General features: G+C 40.4%; 15 protein-coding genes. 2 read left to right on the forward strand and 13 right to left on the reverse strand.

The window, feature by feature from the left end; genetic code table 11:
- From BQ9856_RS00250 to rimP, 5 genes are all read right to left on the reverse strand, one after another.
- The coding region (locus tag BQ9856_RS00250) for a translation initiation factor IF-2 N-terminal domain-containing protein (protein ID WP_200801227.1) at positions 1–860 on the reverse strand (860 nt) is incomplete at its 3' end.
- On the reverse strand, positions 847–1245 hold the full coding sequence (locus tag BQ9856_RS00255; protein ID WP_077609204.1) for a ribosomal L7Ae/L30e/S12e/Gadd45 family protein: 399 nt from the start codon (positions 1243–1245) through the stop codon (positions 847–849). The genes BQ9856_RS00255 and BQ9856_RS00250, both read right to left, overlap by 14 nt.
- Positions 1238–1507: an RNase P modulator RnpM gene (gene rnpM / locus BQ9856_RS00260; RefSeq protein WP_077609205.1), complete on the reverse strand. Its 270-nt coding sequence runs from the start codon at positions 1505–1507 to the stop codon at positions 1238–1240. The genes BQ9856_RS00255 and rnpM overlap by 8 nt, the downstream gene beginning before the upstream one ends.
- Positions 1508–1530: 23 nt before the next feature.
- Positions 1531–2748 (reverse strand): transcription termination factor NusA, encoded by a 1218-nt coding sequence (gene nusA, locus BQ9856_RS00265; protein ID WP_077609206.1) that lies wholly within the window; start codon positions 2746–2748, stop codon positions 1531–1533.
- Between the two features lie 29 nt (positions 2749–2777).
- Positions 2778–3245, reverse strand: coding sequence for a ribosome maturation factor RimP (gene rimP / locus BQ9856_RS00270; protein ID WP_077609207.1), 468 nt, complete (start codon positions 3243–3245; stop codon positions 2778–2780).
- A 276-nt stretch (positions 3246–3521) separates the two neighbouring features.
- Between rimP and BQ9856_RS00275 the strand changes: the two genes are divergently transcribed.
- Both BQ9856_RS00275 and BQ9856_RS00280 read left to right on the forward strand, forming a co-directional pair.
- Complete coding sequence (locus tag BQ9856_RS00275) at positions 3522–4289, forward strand: ABC transporter ATP-binding protein (protein WP_077609208.1); 768 nt, start codon at positions 3522–3524, stop codon at positions 4287–4289.
- Positions 4282–5079 (forward strand): ABC transporter permease, encoded by a 798-nt coding sequence (locus BQ9856_RS00280; protein ID WP_200801228.1) that lies wholly within the window; start codon positions 4282–4284, stop codon positions 5077–5079. The genes BQ9856_RS00275 and BQ9856_RS00280 overlap by 8 nt, the downstream gene beginning before the upstream one ends.
- A gap of 127 nt (positions 5080–5206) precedes the next feature.
- On the opposite strand, the gene BQ9856_RS00285 is transcribed toward BQ9856_RS00280, so the two are convergent.
- The 8 genes from BQ9856_RS00285 to BQ9856_RS00320 all read right to left on the reverse strand — a co-directional run bounded on the left by BQ9856_RS00285 (position 5207) and on the right by BQ9856_RS00320 (position 14318).
- Positions 5207–5560, reverse strand: a complete 354-nt coding sequence (locus tag BQ9856_RS00285) for a hypothetical protein (RefSeq protein ID WP_139348621.1) — start codon at positions 5558–5560, stop codon at positions 5207–5209.
- A gap of 10 nt (positions 5561–5570) precedes the next feature.
- On the reverse strand, positions 5571–6536 hold the full coding sequence (locus BQ9856_RS00290; RefSeq protein ID WP_235839084.1) for an ABC transporter ATP-binding protein: 966 nt from the start codon (positions 6534–6536) through the stop codon (positions 5571–5573).
- Positions 6529–7608: an ABC transporter ATP-binding protein gene (locus BQ9856_RS00295; RefSeq protein ID WP_077609210.1), complete on the reverse strand. Its 1080-nt coding sequence runs from the start codon at positions 7606–7608 to the stop codon at positions 6529–6531. Before BQ9856_RS00295 ends, BQ9856_RS00290 begins: the two co-directional genes overlap by 8 nt.
- A gap of 12 nt (positions 7609–7620) precedes the next feature.
- The gene (locus tag BQ9856_RS00300; RefSeq protein ID WP_077609211.1) at positions 7621–8538 is read right to left on the reverse strand and encodes an ABC transporter permease; all 918 of its coding nucleotides are present in this window, start codon (positions 8536–8538) and stop codon (positions 7621–7623) included.
- Positions 8539–8555: 17 nt separating this feature from the next.
- Complete coding sequence (locus tag BQ9856_RS00305; RefSeq protein WP_077609212.1) at positions 8556–9515, reverse strand: ABC transporter permease; 960 nt, start codon at positions 9513–9515, stop codon at positions 8556–8558.
- Between the two features lie 85 nt (positions 9516–9600).
- A complete protein-coding gene (locus BQ9856_RS00310; protein WP_077609213.1) occupies positions 9601–11343 on the reverse strand; it encodes a peptide ABC transporter substrate-binding protein in 1743 nt (580 codons plus the stop codon).
- Positions 11344–11521: 178 nt separating this feature from the next.
- A complete protein-coding gene (locus tag BQ9856_RS00315; protein WP_077609214.1) occupies positions 11522–13204 on the reverse strand; it encodes a M3 family oligoendopeptidase in 1683 nt (560 codons plus the stop codon).
- A 1-nt stretch (position 13205) separates the two neighbouring features.
- Complete coding sequence (locus BQ9856_RS00320; RefSeq protein WP_077609215.1) at positions 13206–14318, reverse strand: ArsR/SmtB family transcription factor; 1113 nt, start codon at positions 14316–14318, stop codon at positions 13206–13208.
- Between the last annotated feature and the right edge of the window lie 11 nt (positions 14319–14329).

The raw sequence follows: 14329 nt of genomic DNA on the forward strand, positions 1-14329 counted from the left end.
TTTCCCTGATAGCCTCCCTGGCCCTGCGGTCTTCCGTCACGGTTTCCCTGATAGCCTCCCTGGCCCTGCGGTCTTCCGTCACGGTTTCCCTGATAGCCTCCCTGGCCCTGCGGTCTTCCGTCACGGTTTCCCTGGTAGCCTCCCTGGCCCTGGGGCCTTCCGTCTCGGTTTCCCTGATAGCCTCCCTGGCCCTGGGGCCTTCCGTCCCGGTTTCCCTGGTAACCTCCCTGGCCCTGCGGTCTTCCGTCACGGTTTCCCTGGTAACCTCCCTGGCCCTGCGGCCTTCCGTCTCGGTTCCCCTGATAGCTTCCCTGAGGCCTGTTTCCGCGGTTATCGCGGTTTCCCTGATAACCTCCCTGGCCCTGCGGTCTTCCGCCATCACGGCTGTGCGGATTCTGTTCCCTTACAAGTTCAGCTGCTGCCGATACGGACTGCTCTGTCACCTGCTGGTTTCTGGCAGCATTGTCTCTGGGTGCGCCACTCTGGCCGGGAGTCTGGGATGTTCTTCCGTCTCTTCCGTCGCGGCTCTGCTGCGGCCTTCCGTCTCTTCCCTTTTGTCCCTGAGCCGGTCTTGCACCGCTCTGGGGATGCTGGCCCTGAGGCTTCATCTGTGCGTTCTGCGGCCGGAATACCGCTGCAATCTTTTTCTTCGGCGCGTCGGTCTCATCTCCATCCGGTGCGTCGGAACGTGCCGCAGAGGTTCCCCTGTTATGGCCGCCTACTTCTTTTTTTACGATCGATGCCTGTTCATCCGTAATATTGGAAGAACTTTTTAAATTTATATTATGTTTCTCCAAGATATCCAGTATTTCCTTGCTACTGTCTTTTCCCAGTTCTTTTGCCAGATCATATACTCTCATGCTTTCCTCCATTCTGTGCACGCTCTACAGCACATACCGGTAGATGTGAAGGCTCTTTTTCACAATCACTATCGGCCTTTGTATTCATTAGTTTCACGACTGCCTTTGCAAACCCATTATCCACGATAGCGAGAGACGCCCTCATCTCCCTGCCCATAGCGTGGCCCAGTTCATCCTTACTTGCGAAGAAGTAGAGTGGAACCTTATAGTAAGTACACATATTGGTAAACATCTTTCTGGTATTATCCGAGGCCTCCTCAGAAACGATCACCAGAAATGCCTTCCCGGTCTTAATGGACTTTTCTGTCATAAACTCTCCGCTTGCAGTCTTTCCGGCTTTTGTGGCCAGGCCAATCAGACCCAGGATCTTCTGTTTGTTATCCAAACTGCTCCATCTCCTTTTCCAGTGTTTCGTATACTTCTTTCGGAATTGCCATCTTGAAGGAACGCTCAAGCCCCTTGCTCTTAACCGCCTTCTTAAAACAATCCATCGAAGGACAGAGGTAAGCTCCGCGTCCGTTTTTCCGTCCGGTTGCATCAAGAATGATTTCATCCTCCGAGGTCTTCAGCACACGAATCATCTCTTTTTTATTCTTCATCTCACCACAGCCGATGCACTGTCTGAGGGGTATTTTCTTTGTACTCACGTTTCCATCACTTCCTGTTTTCTTTATTCCTGGTAATTACCGTCCAGGCCGTCATCCTGGCAGCCGTTCTGATACTCTTCCTGGTAGTCCTGTGTCCCGCTGTCGCCGCCTTCCTGGTATTCGTTACCGTAACCTCCGTTTCCGTAATCTTCATATCCGGCGTTTCCATCCTGATAATCAAGTCCCAATTCCTCAAAAAGTCCCAGTTCTCTTGCCTGTGTCTCGCTCTTAATGTCGATCTTATAACCGGTAAGCCTTGCTGCAAGCCTTGCATTCTGGCCTTCCTTGCCGATTGCCAGTGATAACTGGTAATCCGGAACGATGACCTGTGCTTCTTTTGACTCCTCATCTGCTACAACACAGATTACCTTTGCCGGGCTTAATGCATTCTCAATTAAGTAAGCCGGATTATCATCCCAGTTAATGATATCGATTTTTTCACCTCTTAACTCATTGACAATGGAATTCACCCTGGCACCGTTTAAACCTACGCATGCACCGACCGGGTCCACATTGGAATCATTGGATTTTACCGCGATCTTTGTTCTGGAGCCGGCCTCTCTTGCAATGGCCTTGATTTCTACCGTTCCGTCTTTTACTTCTGCGACCTCGGATTCAAAAAGGCGCTTTACAAGGTCCGGATGGGTTCTGGAAACAGAAATTCTTGGCCCTTTTGGGGTATCCTTTACTTCCAGAACGAAAACCTTGATCCTCTCGGTCGGTTTGAACATCTCGCCCTTTACCATCTCGGTCTCATTAAGGATCGCATCTACTTTTCCCAGATTGATGCTTACATTTCTGCCTAAATATCTCTGTACAATTCCTGTGACAACTTCCCGCTCCTGGCAGTACCAGTCGTTGAAAAGGGATTTTCTGCCTTCTTCACGGATTTTCTGCAGAATCACGTTCTTTGCATTCTGTGTCGCAATTCTTCCGAACTTTTTGGAGTCTATAGGATAATGGATGATATCACCGACGTCGTATTTCGGATCTGCCATCTTCGCCTCTGCCAGGCTGATCTGAAGCAGAGGATCTTCAACTGTTTCAACCACTTCTTTTTCCGCAAAAACATTAAAATCACAGGTGTCACGATTGATGCTGACCTTGATATTGTCCGCTTTTCCGAAATGGTTCTTGCACGCCGTAAGGAGAGAATTTTCGATCGCCTCTAACAGGGTATCCTTGCTGATATTATTCTCCTTTTCCAGAATATTCAGTGCTTCTAACAGTTCCTTATTCATTTTTTTATCCTCCTAATATCTCTTACTGTTTAGAAATCAAATGCCAGCCGGATCAATGCGATTTCCGGGCGGTTCAACACGAGCTCAGTTCCGTCTTCCTGGGTAATGGTCACAGTTTCCCTGTCATAGGCTGTAAGCGTTCCTGTATAATCCTTCTGTTTGTTTAAGGGCTTATATAACTTAATATCCACATCTTTTCCAATGCTTCTCTTAAAATCTTTTTCTTTTTTAAGAGGCCTTCCAAGCCCCGGGGAGCTGACCTCCAGAATGTAGCTGTCTGCGATAAAATCCTTTTCATCCAGCCATTCTCCCAGCCTGCGGCTTATGATTTCACAGTCATCTACCGTAATTCCGCCTTCTTTATCTATATAGGCCCGCAGATACCAGCTGCCCGCTTCCTTTACATATTCCACGTCAACCAGTTCAAAATTGTTTTCTTCCATAAGCGGCATCAAAAAGCTTTCTGTTTTCGCCTCATACTCTTCTCTTTTTGTCATATTCCTCCCACCTTTCCAAACAAATGGAAAGAGTGGACTTACGCCCACTCTTTATCAGCCAAACTGTCATGTTATCTTAGACAGTATAGCACTGTTTTTTCTTTATTGCAAGGGTTTTTTCTTATTTTACCAGCTTTTACTCCTTATATTCCGCCATTTCCGTTCACTTTCCCTCTTTCCGGGTGTCAGATCAGACCGGCGAGGTTCTTCACACTCCTTTTCTTTGTACATATTATAACACTATATCAGATTAAATCTGTCAAATAAGGAGGACCCATGAAGCCAAAACTGGAAGTTCGCGGGGTCAGCTACTCCTATCATTCCCTTGAGGGTGAGACTCTGGCCCTTTCCAATATATCTTTTACTGCAGATAACGGGGAATTCCTTGCGATTGTCGGGCCATCCGGCTGTGGGAAATCAACCCTGCTGTCCCTTCTTAGCGGATTGCTAACACCTGACGAAGGAGAAATTTACATTGACGGTGTTCCACAGGCAGAATCCGGGATCACTACCGGTTACATGCTGCAGAGGGATCACCTTTTTGAATGGCGTACCATAATGGGAAATGCCGAGCTGGGACTGGAAATCCAGAAGAAATTAGACAGCAGTTCCAGAGAGAAGCTGCTTCAGATGCTTCATACTTACGGCCTTGGAAGCTTTGAGCACGCGAGACCGTCCGAACTGTCCGGAGGCATGCGTCAGCGTGCGGCACTGGTCCGTACCCTTGCCCTGGAACCGGACCTTCTTTTATTAGACGAACCATTTTCCGCTCTGGACTATCAGACCAGGCTTTCCGTCTGTGATGACATCAGCTCCATTATAAAAAGCACTCACAAAACCGCAATTCTCATTACTCATGACCTCTCCGAAGCCATCAGTGTGGCTGACAGGGTTATCGTACTGACAAACAGGCCAGGCAGAATGAAGGCCATCATACCAATTTCCTTTGGTGAAGGCGATACGCGGCCCCTGACGCGGCGGAATATGCCGGAATTTTCCGTCTTCTTTAATCAGGTATGGAAGGAGCTTCAGAATCATGATTGAGACACATCCCACTTTAGCCCAACAGGAATTTATTCAAAAGGAAATGCTGCACCGCCGTAATGTACGGGTATGCCGCTTTATGCTCCTGGTACTTCTTCTGTCCCTATGGGAGCTATGCGCAAGGCTCGGCATCATCAATGATTTTATATTCAGTTCCCCCACCCGCATAACAGTCTGTTTCCTTAACATGGTAAGGGACAAAAGCATTTTCCTGCACATCGGTGTGACGGTGATGGAAACACTGGTAAGCTTTGCCCTGGTCATCACCTCGGGTCTGCTCATTGCCATCCTTTTATGGTCCAGCCGCAGCGTAACGGAAGTGCTGGAGCCTTACCTGGTCATGTTAAACAGCCTGCCAAAATCCGCCCTTGCTCCTATTTTAATTGTATGGCTGGGCAACAACATTAAGACCATTATTGTTGCATCTGTTTCCGTAGCAGTTTTCGGCTGTATTATGACGCTCCATACCGGCTTTTCCCAGACTGACCCGGATATGATTAAATTGATCTACTCTCTGGGGGGGAGGAAAAGGGATGTACTTTTAAAGGTGCTGCTCCCCAGCTCCGTACCGCTCATCATCAGCAATATGAAGGTTAATATCGGTCTGTGCCTGGTCGGTGTGATCATCGGAGAATTCCTGGCTGCCAACAAGGGGCTTGGATACCTGATCATCTACGGAAGCCAGGTGTTTCAGATGGATTTGGTGGTGATGAGCATCGTAATCCTATGTATTGTTTCGGCGATTTTGTATCAGGGGATTTCGTTGTTGGAGAAAAGAATTAAGTTTTAACTTTTTCAATTGATAAAAGGAGCTTTTGTAACATATCGACCATGCCGTAGAAGCTCCTTTTATTAATTTAAACAAATGGATAACTTAAGCCTTTCTATTTTTGATGTAATAACCCTGATCCGAGTAATTAATGGTTTAGCATAAATAATATCTCATCTGCTATACAACCATATAGTAATATAATGATACTCATTATAATAATTGTTACTCGATAAGAAAAAATTTTAAATCTCTTTTTCCACTCTAACCAGTCTTTTTCTTTTTGCCTGTCTTTTTTTAAGATAGATACAGCACCTATCATAAGTCCTATACTTCCGGCTGCAAATAAAACTGCTTTTATGCTTTCCAGAGTAGTTATCAAATTTCCTTTTGAGATAGCAAGACTACACGCACCACTTACCAGCACCAAGATAATGCTTACAAAACTACTGTACTTCAGACATTTAAAAAAATCTACTCCGGCAGTTTTTAAACGTTCCATAATATTCAACCTATTTATTAAATAAGTGGCAGGCAACATAATGACCCTGTTCCACTTCTGTCAATTTTGGTACTACGCATCTACATTGATCTGTTACTTTCCGGCATCTGCCCTGGAACTTACATCCTGGCGGTGTGTTAATGGGACTTGGAACATCACCTTCCAGCATAATTCTTTGTCTGGAATCTTCAATTTTAGGATCAGCAATTGGAATAGCTGACATTAATGCTTCCGTATAAGGATGAAACGGATGCTGATAAAGAATTTCTGATTCTGCAAGTTCTACAACAGACCCTAAATACATGACAGCGATACGGTCAGAAATATGTTTCACCATTGCTAAATCATGAGCAATAAATAAATAAGTCAGTTTCATTTCTTTTTGAAATTTAATTAGCATATTAGCAATTTGTGCCTGAATGGATACATCTAATGCTGAAATAGGCTCATCACACATAATAAATTTAGGTTCAACAGCAAGTGCTCTTGCAATCCCGATCCTCTGCCTCTGCCCGCCTGAAAACTCATGGATAAAACGGTTCGCATGCTCTTTATTCAAACCAACTAATTCCAGCAGATGAGCAATTTTTTCTTCTTTTTCCTGCTTTGTTTTAGCCAGACCATGAATTTCAATACCCTCACCAATAATCTCTGCAACTGTCATTCTGGGGTCTAAAGAAGCATAAGGATCCTGAAAAATAATTTGAACTTCTTTGTTAAAAGCCTTTTTTTCTTTTCCCCTTAGTTTATGTACATTTTGCCCTTTATAGTATACTTCCCCTTCCGTTGCACGATACATGCCCACAGCAGTACGGCCACAGGTCGTTTTTCCACAGCCGGATTCACCGACAAGACCTAATGTTTCCCCTTCTTTTATACGAAAAGAAACATCATCTACGGCTTTTAGAACATCATGTTTTCCAACTTTAAAATATTTCTTTAAATGTTTCACTTCTAAAATATCATGACTACTCATTTTTCTCACCCCCAGCTGCCGCAAAGTCATTTTCATTCACAGTTATTATCTTTCTGTCATCAAGAAACATATTTTTAATAGACGCTGGTACTTCCTTATGATGTAACCAGCAGCTCGTATGATGACCAGCTTCAAAATCAGTTATTTCAGGCATTTCTTCTAAGCAGACATTCATACAATAATTACAGCGTTTCGCAAATGCACAGCCTTTTGGGGGAGAAATAAGGTCTGGTGGAGTTCCTTTAATTGTTTGCAAAAGCTGTTTGTTTTTCCACTCTAATTTGGGCACACTGCCAAGAAGCGCTAACGTGTATGGGTGCTGCGGATTATAGAAAATTTCTTCTCTTGTTCCGCTTTCAACGACCTGTCCTGCATACATAACAGCAACTTTATTCGCTGAACCTGCTACAACACCAAAATCATGAGTAATTAAGATAACAGCAGTATTTAATTTATCTTTAAGACTCTTAATAAGCTCCATAATTTGTGCCTGAATCGTTACATCAAGTGCTGTAGTTGGCTCATCTGCAATCAGTATCTTAGGATCACAGGCAATAGCAATAGCAATCATTGCCCTTTGCCTCATACCACCTGAAAATTCAAATGGATATTGGTCAATCCTCTTGTCCGGGTTAGGAATACCTACTGCTTCTAATAATTTAATGGCCTCTTGTCTGGCTTCTTTTCTGTTCGTCTGTCTATGCTGGACAATATTTTCAATAATCTGTTTTCCGATTTTCATGGTTGGGTTTAAAGAAACCAAAGCATCCTGAAAAATCATAGAGCATTCACCACCTCGAAAGGCTCTTAGCTCTCTTTTACTCATTTCTAATACGTTCTTTCCCTCATAGATAATCTTACTGCCCTTTTTGATTTCACCCTGGGGAGCTTTCACAAGAGACATAATAGCTCTGGAAGTTACACTTTTACCACAGCCTGATTCACCAATAACAGCTAATACTTCACCTGCTTTTACCTCAAAAGAAACGCCTCTCACAGCCTGTACTTCTCCTGCATAGGTATGAAAAGAAACTTTTAAATCTTCAACTTTTAATAAGGGTTCCTGACTCATAATGATTTCCTCCTAGTCTCTAAGCTGTGGGTCAAGCGCATCCCTCAGACCGTCACCTAAAATATTAAATGCTAATACAAGTAAACATAAAAGTAAACTAGGATATAATAAATGGGCAGGATAAAATGCCATAGCCTCCTGACCTGCTGAAAGTAATGTTCCCAAACTAAAAGCAGGTGGCTGAAGACCGATCCCTAAAAAAGAAAGTACGGTTTCGTCAAAAATAATATAAGGAATCGATGTGGCCAGATCCAGAATTAATAAACTTAACGTATTAGGGATTAAATGTTTAACAATTACTCTTCCGGAAGATGCTCCTAAAGCCGCTGATGCCATAATGTATTCACTTTCTCTAAGCTTAAGAATCTGACCTCTTACCATTCGTGCTGTACTTGTCCAGTTAGTGATACATAATGCAAATAATAAAGGGAGATAACCATTTCCTAATACAACTAAAATGATTAAAGTAACGATAAGATAAGGAATACTATTTAATACCTCTACAATACGCATCATGATGTCATCTGCAAAACCGCCCATGTATGCCATAACAGCTCCGTAAATACAACCTATAATCACTTTAAGGCTTGCTGCAACCATAGCAACAATAATCGAAAATCTTAAACCTTTCCATAAACGGGAAAATAGGTCTCTTCCTAAATAATCAGTCCCCAGCCAATATGTACGACTCGGCGTCAAATTTTTAATTTCCGGCATTAAGGTTGTATAATTTTGACCACTTAAGCCAGGTCCAATCATAGACATAATAAAAAGAATCATGAGTACAGCCATTGATAACATGGCTAATTTATTTTTCTTTAATCTCCGCCATGCATCCTGCCAGTAACTGATATTAGGCCTGACAACCTCATCAGCATTAAACTTAGACTGGTCAGCGAGTTCAAATCTTTTATCTGCCAATGAATTCATTCTATTTCTCCTTTCCGTTATTTCCCGGTACCGATTTTAATACGCGGATCGACAATAACATATAAAATATCTGTTATCAACATTGTTATAACCGTAACAATGGCATAAAATGTTGTTCCTGCCAGGACAATCGGAATATCTCTTCCCTGAACAGCTTCTATATAATATCGTCCCATTCCGGGAATGGAGAAAACGCGCTCTATGAACAGAGAACCCGTCAGAATACTTGCCACAGTTGTAGGCAGTACGGTGATAATAGGAATAAATGAATTACGTACAACATGATTTTTCACAATCTGCATTTCAGAAAGTCCTTTTGCTCTTGCTGTAAGGGTATATTCCTGGTTAATGCTTTCCAGCATACTCGTTTTTGTCAGTCTTGAATAATAGGCGATGAAACTGCAGGAACCGGCAATGGTTGGAAGGATCGTATATTTCCAGCCCCCAAACCACAATTCTTTTCCTTTCGGCCATCCAATAATAGGCAGCTTCAGTAACTCTCCATTTGCACAGTATTTTTGAAGCAGAAGTGATATAACCAGCGAAGGCAGGGATACTAAAATCATAGCTCCGACTAATATGAGCTTATCCCAGAAACTTCCTCTCTTCATAGCTGCTATTATACCCAATAAAATACCTGCAGTCACACCTAATAAAATCTGCTGAATACTAAGCCTGACCGTCACCGGAAGCTTCGCCTTTAGATTTTTAATAAATGTTTCGCCTGGTCTGATAATCGATTCTCCAAAGTCACCCTTTACAATCAGCCCCTTCATGGTAATCACATATCGCTGAACGACAGGCTTATCATATCCGTATTTTTCTATAATCTTTGTTTGCACCGTTTGTGGTAATTTGGCGATCTTTGAAGTCAGTGCATTTCCAGGGATTGCTGCCAGCAGGAAGAAAGTAGCTGTCACAATCAAATACAAGGTAATAAGCATTTCCAATACTCTTCGGACGATGTATTTTGCCATATTCATTCTCTCCCTAATCTATAAAGTATACCAAAAGCACATCGGATTTTGCCGATGCGCTATGTGGTATAACCATTAAGTCTATTTATTCTTCCACAATACAAGCATATCTGAATTCATACTTTCCGCCAAAAACAGGATATTGAAAACCGTGAAGACGATTATTAATATAACTATGTTTATCACGATAAAGAAGAGGTTTGATTGCTGCGTCCTCTTTGATTAAGATATTTTCTGCTTCACCATATAGCTCCATGCGCTTATTATTATCTTGTTCTGCTGCCAGCTGATCAAGGATTTGGTCATATTTTTCACTTGAATATTTACCATAATTACTTGTTCCTCCGGTTCTAAAGACATCAATAAATGACATAGGATCATTATAATCTGCTCCCCATAGCTGCATACATAAGTCAAATTCACCAGCAAGCTGTGCTGCATGTGCAAGTCCAAAGTCGCCTACAATATTAAGATCTACCTTAATGCCTAAATTATCTTGTATCCGTTGTACTACATATTGCTCAATGTCTTTTTCTATTGTTGATTCGCCATAGCCTAAGAATTGGATCGTAATCGTGCCTAAATCATCTGTATCTTTTCCAAGTTCTTTTAATCCTTCATGAAATAACGCCTGTAATTTTTCCGGATTATTGGCATATTCGTTATATTCTTCTTTAATCGGTTCTGCTACTTCTGTACGATATTCTTTATCCCCAACTTTAATATTTGGTGTTACAAGGCCATAAGCTGCGGTATATCTGCTATTATAAACAGAATCAATAAATGTCTGGCTGTCTAATGTATAAGCTATTGCTTTTCTTACTTTTGCATTCTGCATTAAACCGCTGGGACATGATTCTTTTGTATTAAATGCAATAAATTGTGAAGTAACATCCCCAGCCGTATAAAGCTGGCATTTGCCTTCACTTGCTGCCTGATCCCATTGTTTTAAATAATCACCGGAAGCTGCTACAAAATCTAATTGACCTGCTTCAAATAACTGGAACTGGGTAGCGGTTTCATCCACCTGCTGTAAATCAATTTCCTCTAAGGCAATATTTTCTGCATCCCAATACTCTGGATTTTTTACAAAAACTGTACTTTGGTTAGCTGTATATTCCTGTACCATATATGGTCCGCAGGATAAGGTCTGCATTGCATCCGTACCGTATGTATCACCGTATTTTTCAATATTATCTACACGGATTGGATCAAACATTGTATAAGCTAATTTGTCAACAAAATAAGGCTCTGGTGCTTCAAGCGTAAATTTTAAAGTATAATCATCAACAGCTTCTACACCTACTTCATCAAAACCACATTTCCCATTGTAATAGTTCTCCGCATTTTTAATCGGAAATGCAAAAAAAGCATATTGACACGCTAAATCTGCGTTCAACACTCTTTCTACAGCATCTTTATACTGGCTGGCAACTACTTCTGCCCCATCCGACCATTTATTTTTTCTTAAATGAAACGTATATGTAAGACCATCTTCTGAAATTTCATAATTTTCACATCCTGCATTTTCCAGAACACCATTATTCTCTCTGAATAAACCTTCGCAAGTTGCTAAAAAAAACGAACCTGACTCAGAATCTCCAACCTGCGCGGTATCAAATGTAACGACATGAAATTGCTGGCCATGTGCAATCTGTTCTGATGCAAGTGTCTCTCCGTTCGGTCCTTTTTTTTCATTCTGTGATGTTTTTTGAGTACCTGCAGTATCCCCGCCTGCAGATTTACCAGCAGAACCGCTGCATCCGGCTAAACTGGATGCAACCAGTCCTGATACGATTAACATACTAAAAAACTTTCTTAATTTCATTGATATCCATCCCTTTCACTTGAATTTTTATACATAGATACAAAACTTTTGTATTACCACATTGCTTTGTAAGCGCCTATGGAAAGGAATCATATCTATTATTTTTTTTCATCCTGGCCCTCCTTAAATTTTTTTATAGATTTAACGATCAGCTGACAGCTTTTCGTATACTATACGGTTATGATATGGTAATATATAATGTTTCCAGTTTCTCAACGATTCTCTTCACACATCCATCTTCAAACGGACTGGCTAACCCTGCTTCTTTCAGCATATTAGTAAAGAAATCACTGGCTGATAAAGTACAAAGCTTTAAGTAGCTGTCCCAGGCTTCCCGGTAATTTTCATCCATTCTTATTTTGTACTGGAATGCGCAAATCTGGGCAATACAGTAATCAATATAATAGAAGGGATCATCATAGATGTGAGGCTGCTTTTGCCAAAATCCCCCTTTTTCAAAGTATGGAAATCCCGTATAATCCAAATGCGGCCGATACTCCTTTTCTAACTGCTTCCAGGCATTATGCCTTTCCGCCGGAGTCATATGAGGATTTTCATATACAATGTGCTGGAATTCATCTACCATACATCCATAGGGAATAAATATGGCAGCGTCTTCCAGATGCATAGAAAGGTAATCATCTGTTCGGTTCCCAAAAAATTTATTCATCCAGGGTTCAGTAAAAAATTCCATTGACATGGAGTGAATCTCTGCTGTTTCCATCGTGATATCAGCATGTTCTTTGATTGGATCCTTTCCAGAGAGATAACCTTGGAAAGCGTGACCGCATTCGTGAGTAATTACGTTGATATCTTTGCTCGTTCCATTAAAATTTGCAAAAATGAAGGGGGAGTTATAATCAGGAAGGTAGGTCATGTATCCCCCCGCCCGTTTTTTCTTTCTGCCCAACACATCAAACAATTCATTTTCAGACATAAAATCAAAAAATTCCTTTGTTTCTTTGGAAAGTTCCCCATACATGTTCCGTGCACAAGCCATAATTTCTTCCGGAGTACCAATTGGCTCCGGATTACCATCTGCAAAGAAAACACCTTCATCTATACAAGATAATTTTTCCAGACCTAACCGATTTTTTCTTCTTTCGTGAAGCTTTTCTGCAAATGGCACAAAATATTCCTTTACTTGTTTTCTGAAATTTTCTACCATATCTTTGCCATAGCAATTTCTCTTTACACGATCATACCCTAATTCTACGAAATTATCATGACCTAATTCCTGCGCCTGTTTTGTACGATTTTTCACTAGCTTATCATAGATGGAATCAAGTTCCTCACCGTTCGCTTCAAAAAAGGCACAGTATTTTGTATATGCTTTTTGCCGTACTTCTTTATCCTTATGGGTTAAATATTTTCTTAATAACGAAAGGTTCAGTGTTTCCCCCTCCCAGTCGATTTCTGCACTGGCGATCAGCTTATCGTATGCAGTTGTCAGGACATTTTCTTCCTGCTTAAGCGGTATCAGCTTTTTATCAAAAGATCTTATATTAAGTTGAATATTCTTAAATGCTACAGCTCCTATCTTTTCTTCTAAATATGTTCTATATGGAGATTCATACATCTGCCGTGCATATATTACATTCATATCAATAAGTTCAGGCTCTGTTTCATCATAATAATTTTGTTCTTCTTCATAGAAATCATCTGTCGTATCAATATCATGTCTGATTTTTGCAATTGTGATCATTGTATCAATTTCATCTTTGAATTTATAATACTTTTTATGAACCTCGAACTGGGCTTCACCACTTTTTGCATATGCAAATTCTTTCATAAGCTCTTCGAACTGAACCTTTTTTTCTTCTAAATCTACTCTTTGATAGGGCATTTCTTTAAACTTCATTTTAATCCTCCAATAATTTGTTTTTCGTAACTTCTAATAAATAATTGACAGCCTCCTTGTTCATTTGATAATAAACTTTATTATCTGATTTTTCTATATTAATAAGACCCATCTTCATAAGTGTATTCATATGATGGGAAATAGTAGCAGTAGTAAGCTTCAGTTCTGCAGCAATTTCCTGTCCATATGCTTTGTGGTTCCGAATAAACCGTAAAATCTCAAATTTACTAGGATCAGATAATAGCTTTAATCCATTGCTCAATTCCTGATTTGTCAATTGTCTTTTTGTAACTTGATAATTGCAGTCGAACAATATTCCCACATCTAATATATGGTAATCTCCCATATTTTCATCATTGCCATAAAAAATGACCCGGTTACAAGACATAATTTGTGTTCGAATGAAAGTCGGTTTACTGGGATAACTATCTTCACTGATGTTATAAAAACTATTCATTAATTTATGAAAATTATGTTGTTGAAAATATTCCACCCAATACTTGGTGGCTGTTTCTTTTAATTCTAATAATGTTTCTTCATGTTTTTTTAATACTGCAACCGTCTGATCAAGGATTTCATAAAGAATATCCAGGTGCTTGCCGGAATGTTCGATTAATTCCAATAACTGCCACTTTTGCGCTGGTTCGCATTCCAGGTTGCTAATTCTGTCTGTAAATGAAACCATCTGACCATTTTCATAAGCTGAAGTCTTTAAATCTATATCATCAAATGAAAGCTCTAAGGTATTATCATTTTTTATAGAATCCAATGATTGTTTAATAAAACTTTTTAGTTCATTCTTACTGCCGGAAAATATGGAATGCCTCATACATTGATATAGTATTTTTGCAATACATATGTTTTCCGATATGAATTTGGTAAAATAAAATTTAATATTTGGATTGTTCATATCTGTATGCTTTTCAATATCTTCCTGGATAAAGAATAACTTATCTAACTGATAACAAATCTTAGCATGCTTCTTTTCATCTGTGCGTTTTAGAAGATCATTTTTTAAATTCTGATAAGTATTTTTATTAATAATCCGAAATAATAATTCAATACTTTCTGTATAATAATCAATTTCTTTTACTACTGTACACTCTATGCTCATTGTACAACCTC

Source organism: Clostridium sp. Marseille-P2415 (assembly GCF_900155545.1).
Classification (GTDB): Bacteria; Bacillota; Clostridia; order Lachnospirales; family Lachnospiraceae; genus Lacrimispora.

Excerpts from the sequence above, each read along its gene's own strand:
- BQ9856_RS00285 (WP_139348621.1), bottom strand. The coding sequence starts at position 5,560 with ATGGAACGTTTAAAAACTGCCGGAGTAGATTTTTTTAAATGTCTGAAG.
- BQ9856_RS00280 (WP_200801228.1), top strand. The coding sequence starts at position 4,282 with ATGATTGAGACACATCCCACTTTAGCCCAACAGGAATTTATTCAAAAG.
- rimP (WP_077609207.1), bottom strand. The coding sequence starts at position 3,245 with ATGACAAAAAGAGAAGAGTATGAGGCGAAAACAGAAAGCTTTTTGATG.
- BQ9856_RS00320 (WP_077609215.1), bottom strand. The coding sequence starts at position 14,318 with ATGAGCATAGAGTGTACAGTAGTAAAAGAAATTGATTATTATACAGAA.
- BQ9856_RS00290 (WP_235839084.1), bottom strand. The coding sequence starts at position 6,536 with ATGAGTAGTCATGATATTTTAGAAGTGAAACATTTAAAGAAATATTTT.
- BQ9856_RS00300 (WP_077609211.1), bottom strand. The coding sequence starts at position 8,538 with ATGAATTCATTGGCAGATAAAAGATTTGAACTCGCTGACCAGTCTAAG.
- BQ9856_RS00295 (WP_077609210.1), bottom strand. The coding sequence starts at position 7,608 with ATGAGTCAGGAACCCTTATTAAAAGTTGAAGATTTAAAAGTTTCTTTT.
- BQ9856_RS00275 (WP_077609208.1), top strand. The coding sequence starts at position 3,522 with ATGAAGCCAAAACTGGAAGTTCGCGGGGTCAGCTACTCCTATCATTCC.
- BQ9856_RS00310 (WP_077609213.1), bottom strand. The coding sequence starts at position 11,343 with ATGAAATTAAGAAAGTTTTTTAGTATGTTAATCGTATCAGGACTGGTT.
- BQ9856_RS00305 (WP_077609212.1), bottom strand. The coding sequence starts at position 9,515 with ATGGCAAAATACATCGTCCGAAGAGTATTGGAAATGCTTATTACCTTG.
- nusA (WP_077609206.1), bottom strand. The coding sequence starts at position 2,748 with ATGAATAAGGAACTGTTAGAAGCACTGAATATTCTGGAAAAGGAGAAT.
- BQ9856_RS00315 (WP_077609214.1), bottom strand. The coding sequence starts at position 13,204 with ATGAAGTTTAAAGAAATGCCCTATCAAAGAGTAGATTTAGAAGAAAAA.